Raw genomic sequence first — 20281 nt, 5'->3', positions numbered from 1 at the left:
GACAGAACAAAATAATCATTGTAAAGTAAGTTACATAAAGTAATTAAATTTCAATTAATATTTTTTTAGTTTAATATCTCGAATTAGAGATATAAGAATTCATTATATCTTGTTTATCTCCTTTTATCAGGGGGAAGGGTATAAACATGCAATTTAAGCTTAAAAAAACAAACAATTAGGAGTGTGGAAAATGGGTTTTTTAGATAAATTATTTGATAAATCAAGTGATCAACAACAGGTTGGAAAAGATTTTTATGAAGCACTTAAAAACCGACGTTCTATTTATGCAATTGATAAAAATGTAAAAATATCAGAAGAAAAAATTGAAGAAATTATTAACTTTGCGGTGAAACATACTCCTTCAGCATTTAATTCCCAAAGCGCACGCGTAGTCGTTTTATTTGGCGAACAGCATGATAAAGTATGGGATATTACGAGAGAAACGCTTCGTAAAATTGTTCCTGCTGAAAATTTTTCAGATACGGATCAAAAAATGAACTTATTCGGAAGCGGCTATGGAACAGTTCTTTTCTTTGAAGATCAAGAAGTAGTGGAAGGACTGCAGAAGCAGTTTGCATCTTACAGCGAAAATTTCCCGGTTTGGTCTAACCAATCATCAGGCATGCTTCAGCATGTGATTTGGACAGCGCTTGAGCTCGAAGGCCTAGGAGCAACATTACAGCATTACAATCCATTGATTGACGATGAAGTAAAAGCAGCTTGGAATATTCCAAGCTCATGGAAATTAATTGCCCAAATGCCATTTGGTAATCCCGTGGCACCTGCGGGTGAAAAAGAATTTCAACCGCTAAGTGAACGTGTAAAAGTATTTAAATAAGCAAAAAAAGAGGTACGGAAAAAATTATTTTAGTTGAAGCAAAATCCGAACGATGAATCGTTCGGATTTTTTTATTGGTATGGCAAGCCTAGGTGTTGCGTATGTAGCTGCTTCTAGCGGTTGATTTCGTTATGTCTCAGCCTCTTTTTTTCGGTAAATAGTTTGAATATTCTTTTATGTTTAACCTAAGAAAAATGCGGTTAAATAGGAGGAGTAGTCCTCAAATCTTCTGTGGAATTTATGCGCTATACATAAGCAATTCAACGATGTTTTACAAAAAAATAAAGTTTTTAACTTGGTTTTTTAGAGAATATTTGTTAACATATCCACTTGTGAGGTCTTAGTAAGAGGAGGATGATGTAAAGAATCCCATATCGGACGCAAGGGCGTAGATGTGTGGAGTGGAAATTTTAAAGGAGGATATTATGTCTGATCAAGGAAATCAAGGAAAGTTTAAAAAATCAATATCGTTACTTGACCTAACGTTAATTGGGATGGGGGCTATTTTTGGTTCCGCCTGGTTATTTGCGGTTAGTAACGTAGCGTCAAAGGCTGGTCCAGCCGGAAGTTTTTCGTGGCTGATTGGCGGAGTCATCATTTTACTTATCGGTTTAGTGTATGCTGAACTTGGAGCAGCGCTGCCGCGTACCGGTGGAATTATCCGTTATCCGGTTTACTCACATGGTCATTTAGTGGGTTACTTAATTTCATTCATTACCATTATTGCTTACACAAGTTTGATTGCCATCGAGGTAACGGCTGTACGTCAGTATGTTGCGTTTTGGCTTCCTGGTCTAACTAAACATGGTTCTGAATCGCCTACTACAGTCGGCTGGTTATTTCAGTTCGCGTTATTAACGCTATTTTTTATCATTAACTACGTAAGTGTAAAAGCATTTGCTAAGTCAAATGTTATTATATCTGTGTTTAAATATGCGGTTCCTCTTACAATTATCGTCGTGTTAGCTTATCACTTTAAATCAGCTAACTTTACAACTGGCGATTTTACTCCGTTTGGTTTTAATGGTATTCAAGCAGCCATTTCAACAGGTGGCGTTATGTTTGCTTACCTAGGACTTCACCCTATTGTTTCTGTAGCCAGTGAAGTTAAAAACCCGCAGCGTAATATTCCAATCGCGCTCATTATCTGTATTGTACTTTCAGCGATTATTTACACAGCACTGCAAGTATTGTTCATTGGTAACATCCCGGCTGATATGCTATCAGGAGGATGGGGAACAATTCAAGAGCAATTCTCTTTACCATTTAAAGATATTGCACTTATTTTAGGCCTTGGCTGGTTAGTAACGCTTGTTATTTTTGATGCTATTTTATCACCAGGCGGTAACGGGAACATCTTCATGAATACAACTTCTCGTTTAGTTTATGCTTGGTCTCGTAATGGAACATTATTTAAACGTTTCTCAAAAGTAGATAAGAAAACAGGAATTCCACGTGCGTCACTATGGCTATCATTTGGAATGTCCGTATTCTGGACACTGCCATTTCCTTCTTGGGAAGCGCTAGTAAACGTATGTTCAGTGGCACTTATTCTGTCTTATGCGATTGCGCCAATTTCAGCTGCTGCATTCAGAGTAAATGCAAAAGACCTTAAAAAACCTTTTAAATTAAAAGGCATGAGCGTTATTGCTCCTGTTTCATTTATTTTCTGTTCATACATCGTATATTGGTCAGGGTGGACGACAATTTCTTGGCTGCTAGGATCACAGCTTCTAATGGTTGTTATCTACGTAGCGTTTAAGAAATACGTACCAACTGACGTTGTAAAATTTGCACAGCAGCTTAAATCTGCTTGGTGGCTAGTTGCTTATTATATTATTATGCTTGTTATCTCTTATCTAGGTTCATTTGGTGGAGGACAAGGTGTGCTAAGCAACCCGCTTGACTTAATTTTAATTGCTCTTGTTTCACTCGGTATTTTCTACTGGGCGAAATACACAGGTTTACCAAAAGCAGTTATCGATACAGATGATTAATAAAAAACACGGCATGAATTCATGCCGTGTTTTTTATTTGTAGAGTACTTACTCTATTTATTTATCAAACAGCCATGTTTTTAAAATAGCAGCATACTCACGAAAGTAGGCTTGAAGTTTAATTGAATTTGGTGTTTTTGCACCTAAAGGATAAACGTCAAAGCCTTGACGTTTGGCAATAATAGAGGCGCGAAATAAATGAAAATCACTGCTAACAAGCACGACTTTTTTGTGTTGAATATCAACTTTCTGTTTAGTAAAAGTGAAATTCTCAAAAGTAGAAGTTGACTGATCTTCTTTTATAATTCGATTCTTTTTAATTCCTTCTTTTCGCAGAAAACGATAGGCTGCTTCTGCTTCAGAAATTTCTTCATCAGATCCTTTTCCGCCCGTTACGATAACTTTTGTCTGTTGATTTGCTTGTAAATAAGATAAAGCCGTCTTTACTCGTTCTTTTAAACTAGGAGACATTTGATCACCATCTACTTTAGAACCTAAAACGAGCACATAATCCGCGTTTTGTGGAACAGACTTGTGAGCAGTTTGATACATACAAAAAGATATGATTGCTATATAAAGAACAAACACGCTGATAAAGACATAAATGATTTTTTTCTTCAACTGTGAGCACCTTCCTAGCTATTCCATAAGATGTTTGGAAAATAATCGTTATTATAGCATACGAGACCCAAATAAGTATAAACACAGTAATATATAATAATAGAAGAAAATCGTTATTGTGAATGGTTATAAAATTCGTTACAATAAAGAATAAATGATTTTAAAAGTGCCTCTAAGGAGGATAATAGGGAAATCGGTGTAAATCCGGTGCAGCCCCCGCTACTGTAAATGTGGATGAACCTGCAAAGACCCACTAGTCAAACTAGGAAGGGTGCAGAAGTAAAATGAAGCATAAGCCAGGAGACCTGCTTTTAAAAACCCCTTATTTTTCGGTGGGAGAAATAAGTCAAGACAATGTGTTAATGAGCGCATGACCAAACCTTGACTTTTACAGTTAAGGTTTTTTTATGTGGTAGGGAGTGGAAAAAGTGAAAAAAGGAAAACCGCTTATGATTCAAGGAACGCACTCAGACGCTGGAAAAAGCATGATTGCTACAGCATTTTGCCGTATTTTTAAAGAAGACGGCTATCAAACTGCACCGTTTAAATCGCAAAATATGGCGCTTAATTCATACATTACAATGGATGGAAAAGAAATTGGCAGAGCGCAAGGAATTCAAGCAGAAGCGGCTGGAGTAGAAGCAACAACCAATATGAATCCTATTTTAATTAAACCAACTCGTGATCATGAATCTCAAATTGTTGTTCACGGAAAACCGCTACGTAATATGTTTGCTTTTCAGTATCGGCAAGAATTTTTTAATGAAGGTTTGAACGTTATCACGGAAGCTTATAAAGAGCTTGCCAATCATTATGATCGAATTGTGATTGAAGGCGCTGGAAGTCCTGCCGAAGTCAATTTGAACGATCGGGAACTCGTAAATATGCGTGTTGCAAAAATAGCAGAAGCGCCCGTTGTGTTAGTAGGAGATATTGATAAAGGAGGAGTTTTCGCGAGCCTAGTGGGTACTCTTCAATTGCTTCCAGATGAACACAAGTCTAGAGTTATCGGGGTGTTAATTAATAAATTCCGAGGAGATTTAGAACTTTTAAAACCAGGGTTGAAGTGGTTTGAAGAATACACGGGTGTTCCGGTGCTAGGAGTTATTCCTTATATGAACAACGTGGAAATTGATGCGGAAGATTCGTTATCACTTAGAAATTACTCAACGCTTGTGAATCCGTTAAAAGAAATTGATATTGCGGTCATCTCGTACCCGCGCATCTCAAATTTTACAGACATCGATCCTTTAAGCTTAGAAGAAGACTGTCACGTGAGGCTTGTAACCAAGCCGTCGCAATTAGGTACGCCTGATTTAATTGTTTTGCCAGGAAGCAAAAATACGATTGAAGATGCTCAGTTTTTACAAGAAAGCGGCCTGGCTCTAGCCATTAATCAAGTCTTGAACACAACGAACGTTCACGTCATTGGCATCTGCGGAGGATATCAAATGCTAGGGGAGACAATTACAGACCCTGATGCAGTAGAATCTCGGATTGAATCCATTAAAGGGCTGGGCTTGCTTCCAGTGGAAACCGTTATGACAACCAGCAAAAAAACAGAAAGAGTTTCTGGGTATGTCCAGTTAGAAAATGAAAGAGTTTTGATTGAAGGCTACGAAATTCATATGGGAAAGACAGTTTCTAAGAGCACCACGAAAGCTTTTGCAGTGGTAGAGCATGAAAAAGAAGGAACGGTTAAAGACAACGTTATTGGCACGTATGTTCATGATGTGTTTCATAACGATTCTTTGCGCAGAGCTTTGCTTAATCAAATTCGCAAACATAAAAAATTGCCGCCTATTACGGACACATTCAACAGTCGCCTGCAAAAAGAGGAGTCTTTTTCAAAAGCAGCAGCATATGTGAGAGAAGCCGTAGATATGGAAAAGCTATATGAGTTAATAGACAACTATAAAAGCCCGGAGCAAACACAAAAAGTATAGCTTGTAGAGGCTTTCGCTTGTTTTTTTACCGAGAACTTTAGTACGCTATTCTACGTTGCCTAAGTTCAACAGTCTAGCACTCGTAACAAAGAAAAGATGATTGTTTCCAACTTAATGCATGGTGGAAGCATGGTTTATGGACAGGAAAATGAATGGTTAATGTAATGTAAAACATCACGCCTCGTTTCCTAGAGGAGCTGAACGTATTGATTTTTAAACGTATTTTTTTAAACAAAGCATCTATTTTATACATAGTCAGTTTATTTATTGTATGTACTTCGGTAATTATGGCCGTATTTATTGGTACAGTTTCGTTAACCGTAGGAGATACAATCAAAATTATTCTTGGTCACCTTACCGGGCTATCCTTATATCACGGTCCGGAAAACATGGATTTAATCATTTGGCAAATTCGTTTTCCAAGAGTACTGGTGGCATTTTTAGTAGGAGCTTCGCTTTCAATAGCAGGGGCTGCCTTTCAAGGGCTATTAAGAAACTCGCTTGCTGATCCTTATACGATCGGGGTTTCCTCAGGTGCAACCCTTGGCTCTGTCATGGCAATTTATTTTCATTGGAGTATTTTTGGTTTGTCTATCTTCACGCTGCCTGTAGTCGGCATTGTATCTGGTTTTATTACTCTTCTTTTAGTTTTTGGTATTACGAAACTCGCAAGCGGCAATTTGGCCAATGAAACCATCATCTTAGCGGGGATTATTTTATCATCCTTTATGAGCGCACTTATTTCATTAATTGTGGCTCTTTCTCCCGAAGAAGATGTAAGGCAGGTTTTATATTGGCTAATGGGAAGCGTATCAATGAGAGGATGGTCTCATATTCAAATTTTAGGGCCGTTCTTTTTGATCGGTACAATTATGCTGTTGTTACATGTAAAAGAGCTGAACGGCTTAGCATTTGGCGATCAATCCGCTCAGTTTATGGGAATAGACGTAAAGAAGAAAAAAAGAATGATTTTAATAGGTGCATCCGTATTAACAGGAGCTGCGGTATCAGTATCTGGGGCAATTGGATTTGTTGGCTTAGTTATCCCCCACGTAGTGCGTCTCGTAACGGGAGCTAATCATAAGCATGTACTGCCGCTTTCTATTTTAATTGGAGGAAGTTATTTGGTTTTAGCAGATTTATTGGCACGAACGATATTAGAACCTCGTGAACTGCCTATTGGAGTCGTAACCGCCTTAATTGGTTCGCCGATTTTTACCCTGCTCCTTGTAAAAGAACGTATGCGGAAGAGAGGAATATCATGATTGAACTATATAATGTGACAGGAGGATACGATAAGCAGCAGCCGACCGTTCGTGACATCACGTTCACCGTAGACAAAGGTTCTTTTGTCGCTTTACTAGGACCAAATGGAAGCGGGAAAACAACGCTTATTCGCTTAATTATGAATGTATTAACCATTCAATCAGGAGAAGTGAAGGTGGAAGGAAAGTCAGTGAAGGCTTATTCACCAAAACAACTGGCGCAAAAAGTTGCAGTCATGACGCAAGAAAATCAAATTGGGCTAGAATTTACGGTTCAAGAAATTGTTTCACTTGGACGTTACCCTTATCAGGCAAAAGGATTGTTTAGCACTGTATCAGCACAGGATGAAGAAGTGGTGGAAAGTGTGATGGAATTAACAAACGTCTGGCACTATAGAAATCATACTTTTCAATCGTTAAGCGGTGGAGAAAAACAGCGGGTTTTACTGGCTAAAGCACTAGCGCAAGAACCTGACTACTTACTTCTTGATGAACCAACGAATCACTTAGATGTAAAACATACAATGGAACTGCTTCAGCTGTTAAAAACTTTACAGCAGGAAATGAGCTTAACGGTCCTGGCCATCTTGCATGATCTCAACATCGCCTCGCTGTTTGCAGATAATGCCGTGTTACTGAAAGATGGAAGAGTAGAAGAAACCGGGATGGATGCCATTTTTCAGGATGCAGCTACGTTAAAAAGAGTATATGGCGTTGATTTGCACGTATTTCACCATCCCGCTGTGAATAAGCAACAAATTGCTTTTGTGCCGCCGTATCAATATCCAGAGACGGACTTCGATGAGTTGTATCAGTTGCAAAAGGAACCGGGCAAGCTATGTTTATCCTTTATTCGTCCTTTGAGAACTCTTTCACTGGGTTCCAATGAAACAGGTCTAGACTGGTGTCAAGAAATTGTTCAACAGCAAAGCAGCGCTAACGCGGCGTGGAAATCTGCGTCTTTATCTAGTCATGAAGTTCGCTTAAAAGACGATAAAGGTTACTCGTGGCTGGCTGTGCTGACACATGGACAAAAAGAAAACGAAGTAAATATTGTTCTGCTAACAAATGCGCCGCTTTCGGACGGGAACTTACTTCATGCTGCGATGAAGGTAATTGAGTACCGGGCTTTCTTAGGAAAAACAGGACGTATTGTTGTAGCATCATCTCATCATAAAGAAGAAAATCAAGAAGAAATTTCAGAGTTCTTGATGGGCCGCCTCCAGAAAGAATTACAACTATTTATGGAAACAAAAATGACCGACAATTGCTTTAAATAAGCAGTAGCGGTCATTTTTTATTCCTCGGAGTGATCAGGCTTTTCTGTTTCACCTCCTGAACTCATCGTTGTCTCAGTTGTATGTTCATCAATCTTTTTTTCTTTTAGCTTAACAGAAAACAAGTCTTTGACTTCTTCATCCACTTGATCAGAGTCAGCGCTGTAAGTGGTACCGATGTTTAGGTGACCGGTCAGATCTTTAATACCTAGCTGCCCAAAATTATTACTAAGGTCAATTTTGTCTAACAATACTTTTTCGACCATGATTTTTTCAACAACAATGGACTGCTTTGGCTGAGTTACTTCATCAATCTTTTTGTCAAGAGTTTTCACCATCTCATATAAGGCTGTATTGGACGATTCTTCCTTTAACGCAGAGAGCTGATTTTGAATAGCTTCGAAATTAGGAGCTGACTGCATAGCCGAGAGTAAATGAGCTGTTTGCTCGTGCAGTTGAGACAGTGATTGAATAAGGTGAGCTGATTCATTTAATTGCTGATGCAGCTCTTCTATTTTAGCGATCGCGTCGGTTAAACGCGTCACTTGATCAATAATTCCCTGCAGGTTCAGCGCTGAATCTGACGAAAGAGCAGGTTTTGTGAATTCAGCTTCATCAGAGGTCTTAGGCTCCATATGGCTAGGCAACTTCTTTGGCTGTTGAGGGGGTTTTTTTAGACTGGACTGTTTTTTAGCTTTCATCTTTTCGGGTAATTCTTTTCGCTTTTGATTAGAACGTTGGTCTATGGGACTTGCTTTTTTTTGAGTTGGAAGGGAAGACGGATTTATTTTACGGACTGTTTCAATTTTAGGCGATTGTTTAAACCACTTAGAAAACATGAAATTCCCTGCCTTTCATGCTACGTATAGTTCTGCACAATAAATTACAAATCAAATTTCACATGCAAAAGACCATCTTTAAATGATGCGTGACACGGCGCTTCCCCTACACCAGGCGGAAGGATGATTGATCGTTGAAACGTTCCTTCACGTCTTTCTTTGTGAAGAACATTTGCATCTTTCACGGTTAAAAGAGATGAACCGGATATGTGTAAAGTATTTTCGTGCATGGTCAATTCGACATCTGTTCGTTTAGCACCAGGTATTTCAATTACAACTAACAGCTGATTTGCCCATTCATATACATCAATTAAAGGATAATCTCGATACTCATTTACAATTTGAGGAGAAGCATCTGCTTCCGTATCATTCTTTTCTTCATGATCATCGTCAAAAATCTTTTCCCAAAATTTCGTATGGTTTTCTTCTTGTAACGTTTCTGCCCACTTTTTAAATTTTCCGTGATTCATATTTGTCACCTTCTTAAAAAAAAATAAAACAAGGCCTTTTGCAGCTTTCTATTTTATATGTATGCATGAAAATAGAAAAAAACGTCCACTTTAATCTAAATCGTGGACGTCTATTTGAGACATAGGAATATTAACATGTTTAGGCATCCGGATTTCCAACACTCCGGAACGATAGATGGCGCGTGTGCCTTTTTTACGAACCGAACAAGGAAGCTGAATTTCTTCTTTGAAGGATTCTTCTCCATCTACTCCTTCGATCGTACACACATATGGCGTATGATAGACTTTAATGCTTGATACAATATCGCGGTTAGGGATTTTTAGCTGCACAATGCATTCATCTAATGTATTGATGACGTTTGAATCAAATCTTCTTGGCTTTTGTCCATGACCTTCAGTTCCCATATCCTGCTGTTCTTTCATCATGTCTTGGGCTTGCTTAAAGAATTCATTTCCTTGCATAAAATCCGGAAAAGAATGGGACATCGTAGAAGAAATCATTTGCTGAATATACTTATTCATGTCTTTAGATGCCATTCCTTTTGGGATATTTTCCATCATTCCTTTAAAAGGAGACTTTCCAAATGGAAACATATTTACACACCTCCTTGTAATGTGCCAAGTAAAATAACAAAATTGTTAAAGCTAAATTTGATTTCCAATTGGAGCTGAAGGGTTCGCAATTTGATCTTGATCGCTTACATCAGGATCTAACACGCCCGTATTCATTTGAGAGCAAGTAGGAGAGAAGTTACCTAAAGAGAAATTTGCGCCGTTAAACTTTGAGTTCGCCGTGTGACTGTTTTGAATGGTGGAACCAAAATCAATATTTGCGTTTTGCGTGACACCGTTTGTTACGATATTAAAAACGTTAATTTGAAGAGGCATAAAGAGACTCCTTACTGTTTTTATTCATTCTACTCCAACGGTCTATTGCGTTCAGAGAGAATGTATTCACCGTTTGTCGTCATGCTGTTGACAAGCATTGCCCTATATCACTGCTGATAACCATTGACATGATCAACGTTTGCAATATCTGTTTGGTCATTTGTATCAGGATCGATATAAATGTTTCGCATTTTCGAGGAAGCAGGTGAGACATCGCCATAAGAAGAGTTCGTACCAGTGGATTTTGAATGAGCCGTGTGACTGTTATGGAGTGCTTCGCCAATGTTGACAGAACCGTTGCTTGAGATACTGTTGATCTTTAAATTATAAATGTTAATAACACTTGGCATACGCTCTCACCCTTTTCTATGGTTGATTAATGTATCCTATGATGATAAGTGCCTAAACGTTCACAATTCCTCATAACTAAAATCGCCTTTTCCGATTGAAGGAAAAAGCGATTGAGAGAGGATTACTTAATGATATGATGGGCTTATGAAATGGGTGCAATACGATAATTCTTTTTTTCTAAAATGTAAGAGATGCTTTGTTGGACAGTGGAAAATGTTCGCCAATTAAACTGAGAATCTACAAGCGAGAGAGCCATTTTTGAAGAAAGACCAACAATAAGGCAAGTGGTACCAATCAAACGCAAAGCATCGTGAAGCGTGTTAATATAATAACCGTGTTCTTCATCTAACGAATGAAGGGAAGATAAATCAATAAGCAAATAGCGCGCCTGTTCTTTTACAACTGCCTCCAATACCGTTTCAGTTAGCTTCTTTCCACGTTCTATATCCATCTTACCGGTAATGGGCACAGCTAAAACCTCGTCCCATATCTTTAATAAAGGCGTGGACAAATCCTCAATTAACCGTTCTTTTTCAAGCTCTGCTTCGGCTTGATCTGTAAAGTCTAATAGCATAAGCAAGTATCCATAACGCTCGCCGTCTTTTGTATCAATAGGGTGAATCACAGCTTCTGCTACGTATTGACTGCCAATCGTTATACGCGTTCTGTAAGTTGTATGAAGAGAGGTGAGTAATTTTTCCGCTTCTTCAGAATTGGAATGAAAGAAGTCCATATGCTTTCCAATTAACTCTTCGATATGAGATAACTGGTAGATTGGGAGTACTGGCTGGAGTGTTTCAATTGCTCTTGCATTCATCCACTGCACACGATAGTCTTTATCTGCAATGATCATGGTTTCTTGAATATTTTCTAAAATCAAATGGCCATTAAGCTTTTGTGGAAGTCGTCCAATTCCATTCATTCTCCATCTCTCCTTATGTGTGTATTAAGTTTATGTACATCTACTTTATATTTTACAGTGAAAAGAATAAAGAAGGCTATAAGAAATTTATTAACGTGTATAGGGATTATGGTATGTAAAAAAACGTTGGAGTAAGCACTCGCTTCAATTAAAAAACTCCCCTGTGCAAAAGGGGAGGCCACCTTACTCATATGATTTAATAAAATCAACGTTGTGTTTTTCAACGCTTGATAAGTAGGAATCTCTAAATGATGAATCAGGCGTATACCATGACTTTTCATAAAAATAGGCTTGAAGATCTTTCGATTTAAATACATACCCATGCCGCGCATAGATTTCATTTCGAGCTAGCCTTAGTTCACTCGAGCTCAAACTGCTAATATCACTATAGCTTAATTTGTAAGAATCCGAACCAGGAAGAATATAAGAGCTTGAAGTAGCATAAGAGCGCGGCCCAGGCACGATCACTTCTCGTTCTTTTATGACGGTTTTTTCCTTTTCGACGGGCGGCGTTTGTATATTTAACATAATATTTTCTTCACTTTGAATAGTGTAGGGACTGCTTTTGAACGTTGTGCCGTCTTTTTGCACTTCTGCATGAACAGTGACGCTTCCATCCGTGGCAACAGGCCCTATTTGTGATGAGCTATTCACCTGCAGTCCCGTGCTTTTTCCATTTACGAATAAAATAGCGTCATCTCTATTCGATGAGATTGTAACGTAAGCCCCTTTAAATACCACAGATATATTCTCTTCTTTTTGTCGGTGAAAATTTACAGTGGTTTGGTCTGTAAGTTTTCCATAAGAGCTTTCATAAGAAGCCGTAAGCGGGTAATTTCCAATCATAAAAGGCCCTATTTTTTGCGTTTGATTCTTGGATATCGATTGTTTTGTATCATTTACTGTAACCGTTGCATCCTCTGGCATGGTGAGGGAGATATAATATGATGACGGCACAACCACGTACTGTTTTTTGGAAAGTAGTGAATGTTTCTGTTCTTTTATTGTAAAGTAGATACTCGATTTATTTTTTAAATCATTTTCGACGTCTCGTAAAATAGAACCATCGGAAGTTGCGTCTAACAGAGCTTGAATAGATGTGTCATTAATAACTATAGTAGACTGCGAAGAGTCTAATAACTCTCTTAACACAGCTGTATCTTTCGATTCTAATGCCTCAATAAAGCGGTCAGCCGTCTTTTCTTCTGAGCCAGAGAAAAAGAAATAAAATACAAAAGTTAAAAGAAGTATAAGCGCAATACCCCCGCCAATATACCAGCTCTTTTTATGCTTGGCTGCAGCTGGCGACACGGTGAAAGAAAAGCCGCAGTTATTGCAAAATAATTGGTCTGTGCTTGCACTGGCCCCGCATTTTGGACATTGATTCATTCACACCATTCCTTTCTTTTTATTCCATTAAATGTATGGAATGTGTAGGTAAAACAGACCATTAAATTGGAAAAAGAATAGATTCAACAAGAAAGATAAACACACCAAACATGCACAGAAAAGGTGAGGTATGCTATGATAAGAACTATATATTAATCCGATAGGGACACTCTGTCATATAAAAAGGAGATGAAGCAAATGAGTGTTTCATTTGTAAATAAAAATCAAGAGTCTACGTATGAAAAATTGCTGCCTCTAGTCGAAAAATTTAAGAAACGAGCTTTTAAAATAGATGAAGAAGGTACGTTTCCCTTTGAAAATATTCAAGAGTTAAAAGAAGCGGGCTATACACGTCTTTCTCTCGAAAGCAAATATGGCGGACATGAATTACGCCTTTATGATTTTTTATTATTTCAAGAATTAATTGCTCAAGGAGATGCTTCTACGGCTCTTAGTATTGGATGGCATATGGGGATTACAATGGACTTGCGTGAAAAACAGCCTTGGAATCAGCAAATGCTCGATTTTATTTTTAAAGAAATAGAAAAAGGTGCACTTATTAACACCGCTGCTACTGAACCGAAGACAGGAAGTCCTACTCGAGGAGGAAAACCGGAAACGATAGCCGTAAAAACAAAAGAAGGCTGGCGAATCAATGGCCGAAAAACATTCACGACGATGTCTCCAGTGTTAAATTACTTTTTGGTAAAAGCAAGCATTGAAGGTGAAGAAGAGATCGGCTTATTTTTAATTCCTCGTGAAACAAGCGGACTTTCAATAGAAGAAACATGGGATATGATTGCAATGCGCGGAACAGGAAGTCACGACCTTGTGCTAGAAAACGTCGATATTAAACACGACTTTCTTGTTGAACGCCTCGGTGGTTTTAAAAAGAATGAGCCAAGCGGCTGGCTGCTTCATATACCAGCTTGCTACATGGGTACAGCCATCGCAGCAAGAGATTATGCTGTCGCATTTGCTACAGAATATTCGCCTAATAGTATTGAAGGAACGATTAGCGAGTTGCCAAATGTGCAGCGTTTAGTAGGAGAGATGGAACTTGAACTTATGCAGGCGCGTCACTTTATGTACAGCGTGGCAAGTAAATGGGATGAAACCAGCGACCGAGCAGCATTAGCGGGAGAGTTAGCAGCTGTCAAACACGTAGTGACCAATAGTGCCTGTACGGTTGTCGACAAAGCCATGCGCATAGTAGGAGCACGTAGCTTGCAGCGCAGTAATCCGCTGCAGCGCTATTATAGAGACGTGCGTGCTGGCCTTCACAACCCTCCAATGGATGATATGACAATTGTTAATTTAGCGAAGCAGGCGTTTACTAGATAAAACTTAATAACATGTTAAATGATGAAAAACTGCTTATTATAGGCTATTCTATAATAAGCAGTTTTTTCGTTGCAAGAGGAGGAATTGAAGATGAAGTCCATGAGAGAAATTCAGCTGACACCCTATAATATCGCGTGGGAAAAGGAATTTTCAAAAGAAGCTGCCACCTTAACAACTATAATGTCAGCTCAAGTTTTAGATGTTCATCATATCGGAAGCACTGCTGTTCCCGGCTTAAGCGCAAAACCGATTATTGATTTACTTATTGAAGTGAAAGATATAAAAAAAGTAGATACGTATAATCAGAGAATGGAACAGCTTGGTTACGAAGCGAAAGGTGAAAACGGCTTAAAAGGAAGACGATACTTCCAAAAAGGCGGGAATGAAAGAACGCATCATGTTCATATTTATGAAAAAGGCCACCCAGAAATTAATCGGCATATATGGTTTCGAGATTATCTGCGTACTCACCCTGATGCAGCAAAAGAATACGAAACGTTGAAAATAGAACTAGCGCATCGCTATCGCTTTGAACCAGAAAAATATGTAGAAAATAAAAAGAATTTTATTCATAAAATAGATGGGCTAGCTTTAAAATGGAGAAAGGGAAGCAGCAATAAGAATAGGAAAGATGATCTTAGATAAAAAGGAGGAACGAGCTTGACTCCAGTTCTAAATCGACAGACAACTACAGGAAAAAAGAAAAAAACAATATGGATCAGCCTGATATCCTTTGTTATTCTTTGTTTTGTACTTTGTACGGCAATTTCTCTTTATGTAGGCATAAGCCTGACAAAACTAGATAAAAATCCTGCTGTGAAAAATCCTAGCGATTACGGCATGCACTATAGCAATCAAGTATTTTTGAGCAAAGACGGGATAACCCATTTAAAAGGATGGATGATTGAACCAACGGAACAGCCAAGAGCGACCATTATTATGTCACATGGATACGGAAATAACCGTGAAGCACAAGGAGCTGGCTTTTTGCCGCTGAGTAAAGAATTTGTAAAAGCGGGATATCGAGTAGTCATGTTTGACTTTAGAGATTCAGGAGACTCAGAAGGAAATCAAACGACGATTGGTGTAAAAGAACAGCTCGATTTATTAGGCGTTATTCAGAAAATGAAAGAAACAACAAAAGAGCCAATTGTGCTCTACGGCATTTCAATGGGAGCAGCCACTTCTTTATTAGCAGCCTCTCAAGATGACGACGTAAAAGCAGTGGTAGCCGATAGTCCTTTTAGTGATTTAAGCTCTTATTTAAAAGAAAATCTATCTGTATGGTCTCATTTACCAAACTTTCCGTTTACATCGCTAACAATTGCTATTCTTCCTGTTATTGCAGATGTAAATCCTGCTGAAGCTAGTCCTATTAAAGCAGTCGAGCATATTTACCCTCGACCAATTTTATTTATACACAGCACAGGAGATACAAAAATTCCTTACACTGAAAGTGAAAAAATGGCTAAAACGCATCCAGATGCTTTTCACTTCTGGAAAACTAAGAAAGCAGAACACGTTCAAAATTATCACGTATACAAAAAAGAATATGTAAAGCGCGTATTATCTTTTATTGAGCAATCGCTGTAAAAGAAGAGGCTGGGACAAAAATATTTTAGACGAAATGAAAAACGAACCATTGATCAAGACTTTTGATTAGTGGTTCGTTTTTTTTGTTAGGACAAACGTAGATTTCATTTGTGTAAATCTTTAGATGGAATTCATTTCGTTATGTCTCAACCCCTTTTAGCCGTTGATTTTACTTTGTTCTATAAGCTCAGCATATAAATTACGAAGAATATAGGTTTTGTAACTTTCTAGCTTTCTTCCATCGATTTTAGAGATATTGGCCGCTTTTAACTGTTGAACAAACCAGCCCTTGGAATAGATATAAGCCATCGTTAACCACTCCTTTAAAAAAGATGCACGCTAAATAATTAACTATATTCATAAAAGGAACTTAAAAGAAGTAAACAAAGCAAATGAATTGACGTTCATTTTTTACAGCGTTATACTGCTCTACAGCTACTTATAAAGGAGGAAATGAACAATGAGTAAACAGTATATAAACGTAAATGGGGTTAATTTGCACTACATAAGCAAGGGACAAGGAGATCTTATGCTATTTCTTCATGGGTTTCCTGACTTTTCGCATATTTGGCGACACCAGATAGATGAATTTTCTAATAATTTCCACACAGTTGCTTTGGATTTAAGAGGATATAATCTATCTGAAAAGCCAAGCGGACTAGAATCATACGAAATTGATGTATTAGTAGAAGATATCCGCCAAGTGATTGAAGGTTTAGGATATAGCTCCTGCACGCTAGTTGTACACGATTGGGGAGCAGGAATCGGCTGGACATTCGCTTATCGCTACCCGGAATATGTACAAAAATTAATTGCTTTTAACGGTCCGCACCCTTATACATTTATGCGTGAGCTTAGAACAAATAAAAATCAGCAAAAAGCAAGTGAGTATATGAAATGGTTTCAAAAACAAGAAGCACAGGACTATATGGAACGAGACAACTTCTCAGGTTTGCGTAAGCTTGTGATCGACCCAGGTGTAAAAAAAGGATACCTAACAGCTGATGATGTTCAAGCATACATGAACTCTTGGGAAAATGGCTCTGTGCTGTCTATGCTAAGTTATTACCGCAATTTAAAGATTTTTACAGAAGAAGACCTTCAAAGAAAATCTTTGTTTCCGTTAGAAGAAAAAGTGTTAAACATCCCGGTACAAATGATTTGGGGAAATCAAGATCCTACTTTTATGCCTGAAAACTTAGATGGTATTGAAGAATATGTGCCAAACATATCTGTTCACCGATTAGCTGAAGCATCTCATGCCCCTCAGCATGAAAAGCCTCAAGAAGTAAACGATGTGATGTGGAATTTTTTAAATAAGTAAAGATAAAAAAAGGCTCAGACAAAAGTAGTTTAGTTAAAAGAAGATCCGAACGATGAATTGAGATTCTTAATGGAGAATCCAACTCGTTTGGATTTTTTTATTGCGCAGGTTTCATATATATAGTGGTTTCTAGCCGTTGATGGCGAAGACTCCTGCGAGAAAGACCCTGCAGGGCGCAAACGACGAGAAGGCTTAGCGGCTGCCTGCAGAAAGCGAAGTCTTGAAAGGAAATCAACAGCGGTGTTAAAAGTGATTCATACTAACTCATTTATCCCATTTGTTCGTCTTTAAATTGAATTTATCTTGTTATGTCTCAATTTCTTTTTCTGTTAAATTTAAAATATTTATTCAAAAAGTGATCCAAATGAATAAGGTGTTCGTTAGGTAAGTAGAAAAGGAAGTACTTCTTAAGAAAAGGCGGTTAAAAACTTTTTTAAAAAAAGTGATCTAACTGAAGAAGGCGTTCGTTAGATAAGTAGAGAGGGAAGGAATTCTTCACGAAGATGACATTTAAAAAAATTTTAAAAAAGAGTGATCCAACATCACTCAGCAATCGTTTAGTAAATAGAAAGAGAATACTTCCTAAAAAGGATCATTAAATGTGAGGGAACATGAAAGGTTAATATATAGAATATTCAAAATGTTCAATCTATTTAATGGTTTAAGATGTAGTAAGAATGAAAAAAGTGGCGTACATCAACTAAAAATGAGGAGAGTGGAAAATGATGAAATTAAGTAAAAAATTAATGATCCCTGTACTAGGAGCTTCACTATTGATGCCGACTATTGCAAATGCAGAGGAAGCAAAACCAACGGCAGTAACAAAAGCTTCAGATCTACGAGCGAACTTAGACTACCTATTATCTGAACACTTTACGCTTGCCGTTGCTGCTATGACAACAGCCTATGACGGTTCTAAAGATGCTGACGCTGCGTTCAAAGCATTGGATCAAAATGCCGTCGACATGGAGCCAGCTATTGCTTCTATCTATGGTGATAAAGGAGCAGCTGAATTTGAACGAATTTTCAGAGAACACAACAATTACACAGATGATTTTGTAAAAGCAACAAAAGAAAACGACAAAGAAGCCATGGCGGAAGTAGATAAAGAAGTAGATCAATTCGTGAATGAATTTGCTAAGTTCTTAAGCACTGCTACGGAAGGTAAACTACCTGAAGATGCAGCAAAAGAAGCGCTTCGCGTGCACGAAGATCAAGTAAAAGAAACGTTTGAAGATTATGTAGAAGGTGACTATGAAGCGGCCGCTAAAACATACCGCGAAGGATATCAGCAAATGTTCGCAATTAGTAAAGCGTTATCAAATGCAATCGTAACGCAAATGCCCGATAAATTCGACAATACCAAAGTAGATACACCAGCAGCAGATTTACGTTCTTCATTAAACAGCTTAGCAGCAGAACATTTTGCTTTAGCAACAATGGGAATGGAAAAAGGGTTTAACGGTTCAAAAGATTACGACTATGTTAGCTGGTTAGAAAATGCTAACACAGCAGATTTTAAAGCTGCAATCGGTTCAGTATATGGCGATGAAGGGGCTGCGCAATTCGAAAAAATTTGGCAAGGAGATCACATCAATGCCCAAGCTGAACTAGTAAGTGCACAAGTAAAAGGCGATGAAGCAGGAGAAAAAGCTGCTAAAGACAAGCTCCGTAAATTCGCGCAAGAATTTGGTACATTCTTAGGAACAGCAACAGATGGAAACCTTCCAACTGCAGACGCACAGGCAGCTATAAAAGCACATGAAGATACGGTTATTAAAACATTTGAGCAATATGCATCCGGCGACTACGCTGGAAGTTATGATACGTACCGTGAAGGGTATAAATTAATGTTTGGTGTCGGTCAAGCTTTAGGTGAAGCGATTGTAAAACAAAATCCCGATAAATTTGCTGAGACAGCTATGCCAACAGATATGCCGAAAACAGGTATGGGCGGGGCGTCTGAATCAACGATGAACCCACTAACAGCGATCTATATTGCACTAGGTTCGTTAGCTGTATTAACAGCTGGAGTTATTTTACGCAAGAAACCAGTAAGCAAATAATATTTTTTCTCCTTTTCCTTATGAATTACAAGTCAAGAGTCCTAAAAAAAGAAGAGAGGTTGTTCTCTCTTCTTTTTTATAAACAGCTGTGAAACGAGGTGACGATGTGAAAAAAGCGATTGTTCTCGCCTACTGTATATTAAGTTTAGTCCTGCTTGTTAGCGGCGGACTATATTTTAAAGAACAAATGGTAGAAGCAAAAGAAATGAAGCAACAGAATGCAGCTAAGCAAAAAGAAAAAGAAACACAATCAAAGGATTTAAAAAGCCGGGTAACGCTTGAAGAAGAATTTGCTGTATTAAAAAAGCATAAAACAGAAGCCAAACAGTTAAACAAAGAATTCAAAGGAATCCTTCCTGCAAAAGTGTCCATTCCAGCTATTCATGTGGAGACTTCAATTGAACAAGTAGGGTTATTAGACAGCGGTGAAATGGCAGCGCCATCTACAGAAAATGGAGTTGCTTGGTTTGAACCAGGAGCAAAACCTGGCGTAAAAGGAAATGCTGTATTAGCAGGACACGTAGACAGTAAAACTGGTCCTGCCGTCTTTTACAATCTCAAAAACTTAAAAAAAGACGATGAAATTACCATAAGAGATGCACAGGGGACCACGCTTACCTTTGTTGTTAAACGTACAAAAAGCTATCCGCGAGATAAGGCACCTTTAAACGAAATTTTTGGGTACAGCAACAAACGTAATTTAAATTTAATTACGTGTACAGGCACGTTTGACCGTGCGGAAGGAACCCATCAAGAGAGGTTAGTTGTCTATACAGAACTAAAAGCTGACCAAGCAAAAGAATTGGAGCGTGAAGCAACTGCACCAAAACCTCCTACACATGTAAAAATGAGCGGTAATTTGCTTACGTGGTACGCGGTACGAGAAGGCAATATTATCGGTTACCGAATTTACAAAAAGAATCCAGGCGGAACATTTGTCCATATTGGCAGCGTTTCGGAATTTGAGCGAAAAAGCTTTGCCGACTCCGACGCATCTCAGTCTCGTTATTATGTAACAGCTGTTAACGAGTCAGGAAAAGAGTCTGCTCCATCTAGTATAGCGAAATAACAAAAAGCTCTCTTCACACGGAGAGCTTTTTGTTATTTTTGATGGTCGATTAAAAAGATATCTTCTGGCTTTCTATTTATCT

At 38.2% G+C, this 20281-nt stretch carries 20 protein-coding genes and 1 riboswitch; of the genes, 11 read left to right on the top strand and 9 right to left on the bottom strand.

From position 1 onward, the window contains the following. Nucleotides 1-190: 190 nt before the first annotated feature. Complete coding sequence (locus ACFX40_RS22005) at nt 191-838, top strand: nitroreductase family protein (RefSeq protein ID WP_098332836.1); 648 nt, start codon at nt 191-193, stop codon at nt 836-838. 425 nt (nt 839-1263) lie between these two features. Continuing rightward, nucleotides 1264-2835, top strand: coding sequence for an APC family permease (locus ACFX40_RS22000; protein ID WP_025751241.1), 1572 nt, complete (start codon nt 1264-1266; stop codon nt 2833-2835). A gap of 57 nt (nt 2836-2892) precedes the next feature. On the opposite strand, the gene ACFX40_RS21995 is transcribed toward ACFX40_RS22000, so the two are convergent. Continuing rightward, on the bottom strand, nt 2893-3456 hold the full coding sequence (locus ACFX40_RS21995) for a YdcF family protein (protein ID WP_028409094.1): 564 nt from the start codon (nt 3454-3456) through the stop codon (nt 2893-2895). A gap of 147 nt (nt 3457-3603) precedes the next feature. Continuing rightward, nucleotides 3604-3783: riboswitch (cobalamin riboswitch) on the top strand. A 92-nt stretch (nt 3784-3875) separates the two neighbouring features. Between ACFX40_RS21995 and ACFX40_RS21990 the strand changes: the two genes are divergently transcribed. From ACFX40_RS21990 to ACFX40_RS21980, 3 genes are all read left to right on the top strand, one after another. Next, complete coding sequence (locus tag ACFX40_RS21990) at nt 3876-5402, top strand: cobyric acid synthase (protein ID WP_081732037.1); 1527 nt, start codon at nt 3876-3878, stop codon at nt 5400-5402. Between the two features lie 206 nt (nt 5403-5608). Then, the gene (locus tag ACFX40_RS21985) at nt 5609-6667 is read left to right on the top strand and encodes a FecCD family ABC transporter permease (protein WP_377256316.1); all 1059 of its coding nucleotides are present in this window, start codon (nt 5609-5611) and stop codon (nt 6665-6667) included. After that, the gene (locus ACFX40_RS21980; RefSeq protein ID WP_377256313.1) at nt 6664-7947 is read left to right on the top strand and encodes an ABC transporter ATP-binding protein; all 1284 of its coding nucleotides are present in this window, start codon (nt 6664-6666) and stop codon (nt 7945-7947) included. The genes ACFX40_RS21985 and ACFX40_RS21980 overlap by 4 nt, the downstream gene beginning before the upstream one ends. 17 nt (nt 7948-7964) lie before the next feature. Here ACFX40_RS21980 and ACFX40_RS21975 read toward each other — a convergent pair whose 3' ends face one another. The 7 genes from ACFX40_RS21975 to ACFX40_RS21945 all read right to left on the bottom strand — a co-directional run bounded on the left by ACFX40_RS21975 (nt 7965) and on the right by ACFX40_RS21945 (nt 12803). After that, nucleotides 7965-8783 carry a hypothetical protein gene (locus tag ACFX40_RS21975; RefSeq protein ID WP_028409090.1) on the bottom strand — a complete coding sequence of 273 codons (819 nt, stop codon included), beginning with the start codon at nt 8781-8783 and terminating at the stop codon, nt 7965-7967. A 44-nt stretch (nt 8784-8827) separates the two neighbouring features. After that, nucleotides 8828-9253: an Hsp20/alpha crystallin family protein gene (locus tag ACFX40_RS21970; protein ID WP_028409089.1), complete on the bottom strand. Its 426-nt coding sequence runs from the start codon at nt 9251-9253 to the stop codon at nt 8828-8830. 90 nt (nt 9254-9343) lie between these two features. Next, nucleotides 9344-9847, bottom strand: coding sequence for an Hsp20/alpha crystallin family protein (locus tag ACFX40_RS21965; protein ID WP_028409088.1), 504 nt, complete (start codon nt 9845-9847; stop codon nt 9344-9346). Between the two features lie 51 nt (nt 9848-9898). Next, the gene (locus tag ACFX40_RS21960; RefSeq protein WP_013057626.1) at nt 9899-10141 is read right to left on the bottom strand and encodes a spore germination protein; all 243 of its coding nucleotides are present in this window, start codon (nt 10139-10141) and stop codon (nt 9899-9901) included. Nucleotides 10142-10248: 107 nt separating this feature from the next. Beyond that, a complete protein-coding gene (locus tag ACFX40_RS21955; RefSeq protein WP_013057625.1) occupies nt 10249-10491 on the bottom strand; it encodes a spore germination protein in 243 nt (80 codons plus the stop codon). 143 nt (nt 10492-10634) lie between these two features. Further along, nucleotides 10635-11414, bottom strand: a complete 780-nt coding sequence (locus tag ACFX40_RS21950; RefSeq protein WP_013057624.1) for an STAS domain-containing protein — start codon at nt 11412-11414, stop codon at nt 10635-10637. Nucleotides 11415-11597: 183 nt separating this feature from the next. Continuing rightward, entirely contained in the window at nt 11598-12803 is a 1206-nt protein-coding gene (locus ACFX40_RS21945; RefSeq protein ID WP_028409087.1) for a TcaA 3rd/4th domain-containing protein, read from the bottom strand. A 198-nt stretch (nt 12804-13001) separates the two neighbouring features. Between ACFX40_RS21945 and ACFX40_RS21940 the strand changes: the two genes are divergently transcribed. From ACFX40_RS21940 to ACFX40_RS21930, 3 genes are all read left to right on the top strand, one after another. Further along, entirely contained in the window at nt 13002-14147 is a 1146-nt protein-coding gene (locus ACFX40_RS21940; RefSeq protein WP_098334435.1) for an acyl-CoA dehydrogenase family protein, read from the top strand. A 90-nt stretch (nt 14148-14237) separates the two neighbouring features. Beyond that, the gene (locus ACFX40_RS21935) at nt 14238-14792 is read left to right on the top strand and encodes a GrpB family protein (protein WP_028409085.1); all 555 of its coding nucleotides are present in this window, start codon (nt 14238-14240) and stop codon (nt 14790-14792) included. Between the two features lie 15 nt (nt 14793-14807). After that, on the top strand, nt 14808-15740 hold the full coding sequence (locus tag ACFX40_RS21930) for an alpha/beta hydrolase (RefSeq protein ID WP_377256309.1): 933 nt from the start codon (nt 14808-14810) through the stop codon (nt 15738-15740). Nucleotides 15741-15896: 156 nt separating this feature from the next. Here the strand turns inward: ACFX40_RS21930 and ACFX40_RS21925 are convergent, their stop codons facing one another. Continuing rightward, nucleotides 15897-16049, bottom strand: coding sequence for a YflJ family protein (locus ACFX40_RS21925; RefSeq protein WP_081085308.1), 153 nt, complete (start codon nt 16047-16049; stop codon nt 15897-15899). Nucleotides 16050-16200: 151 nt separating this feature from the next. On the opposite strand from ACFX40_RS21925, the gene ACFX40_RS21920 reads away from it, so the two are divergent. From ACFX40_RS21920 to ACFX40_RS21910, 3 genes are all read left to right on the top strand, one after another. Beyond that, on the top strand, nt 16201-17064 hold the full coding sequence (locus ACFX40_RS21920) for an alpha/beta fold hydrolase (RefSeq protein ID WP_377256306.1): 864 nt from the start codon (nt 16201-16203) through the stop codon (nt 17062-17064). Nucleotides 17065-17786: 722 nt separating this feature from the next. Next, nucleotides 17787-19130 carry a copper amine oxidase gene (locus ACFX40_RS21915; RefSeq protein WP_377256303.1) on the top strand — a complete coding sequence of 448 codons (1344 nt, stop codon included), beginning with the start codon at nt 17787-17789 and terminating at the stop codon, nt 19128-19130. A 106-nt stretch (nt 19131-19236) separates the two neighbouring features. Next, nucleotides 19237-20199, top strand: coding sequence for a class F sortase (locus tag ACFX40_RS21910; RefSeq protein ID WP_028409082.1), 963 nt, complete (start codon nt 19237-19239; stop codon nt 20197-20199). Nucleotides 20200-20281 lie beyond the last annotated feature (82 nt).

The organism is Priestia sp. YIM B13552 (assembly GCF_042787775.1).
Lineage (GTDB): Bacteria > Bacillota > Bacilli > Bacillales > Bacillaceae_H > Priestia > Priestia megaterium_E.
The sequence above is the reverse complement of the archived record's forward strand: the minus strand, read 5'-3'. Positions and strand labels throughout refer to the sequence as shown.

What these genes read in the sequence shown, in the direction of transcription:
- ACFX40_RS21970 (WP_028409089.1), bottom strand. Translation starts at nt 9,253, where the DNA reads ATGAATCACGGAAAATTTAAAAAGTGGGCAGAAACGTTACAAGAAGAA.
- ACFX40_RS21940 (WP_098334435.1), top strand. Translation starts at nt 13,002, where the DNA reads ATGAGTGTTTCATTTGTAAATAAAAATCAAGAGTCTACGTATGAAAAA.
- ACFX40_RS21915 (WP_377256303.1), top strand. Translation starts at nt 17,787, where the DNA reads ATGATGAAATTAAGTAAAAAATTAATGATCCCTGTACTAGGAGCTTCA.
- ACFX40_RS22005 (WP_098332836.1), top strand. Translation starts at nt 191, where the DNA reads ATGGGTTTTTTAGATAAATTATTTGATAAATCAAGTGATCAACAACAG.
- ACFX40_RS21925 (WP_081085308.1), bottom strand. Translation starts at nt 16,049, where the DNA reads ATGGCTTATATCTATTCCAAGGGCTGGTTTGTTCAACAGTTAAAAGCG.
- ACFX40_RS21955 (WP_013057625.1), bottom strand. Translation starts at nt 10,491, where the DNA reads ATGCCAAGTGTTATTAACATTTATAATTTAAAGATCAACAGTATCTCA.
- ACFX40_RS21950 (WP_013057624.1), bottom strand. Translation starts at nt 11,414, where the DNA reads ATGAATGGAATTGGACGACTTCCACAAAAGCTTAATGGCCATTTGATT.
- ACFX40_RS21975 (WP_028409090.1), bottom strand. Translation starts at nt 8,783, where the DNA reads ATGTTTTCTAAGTGGTTTAAACAATCGCCTAAAATTGAAACAGTCCGT.
- ACFX40_RS21960 (WP_013057626.1), bottom strand. Translation starts at nt 10,141, where the DNA reads ATGCCTCTTCAAATTAACGTTTTTAATATCGTAACAAACGGTGTCACG.
- ACFX40_RS21920 (WP_377256306.1), top strand. Translation starts at nt 16,201, where the DNA reads ATGAGTAAACAGTATATAAACGTAAATGGGGTTAATTTGCACTACATA.
- ACFX40_RS21945 (WP_028409087.1), bottom strand. Translation starts at nt 12,803, where the DNA reads ATGAATCAATGTCCAAAATGCGGGGCCAGTGCAAGCACAGACCAATTA.
- ACFX40_RS21965 (WP_028409088.1), bottom strand. Translation starts at nt 9,847, where the DNA reads ATGTTTCCATTTGGAAAGTCTCCTTTTAAAGGAATGATGGAAAATATC.
- ACFX40_RS22000 (WP_025751241.1), top strand. Translation starts at nt 1,264, where the DNA reads ATGTCTGATCAAGGAAATCAAGGAAAGTTTAAAAAATCAATATCGTTA.
- ACFX40_RS21935 (WP_028409085.1), top strand. Translation starts at nt 14,238, where the DNA reads ATGAAGTCCATGAGAGAAATTCAGCTGACACCCTATAATATCGCGTGG.
- ACFX40_RS21980 (WP_377256313.1), top strand. Translation starts at nt 6,664, where the DNA reads ATGATTGAACTATATAATGTGACAGGAGGATACGATAAGCAGCAGCCG.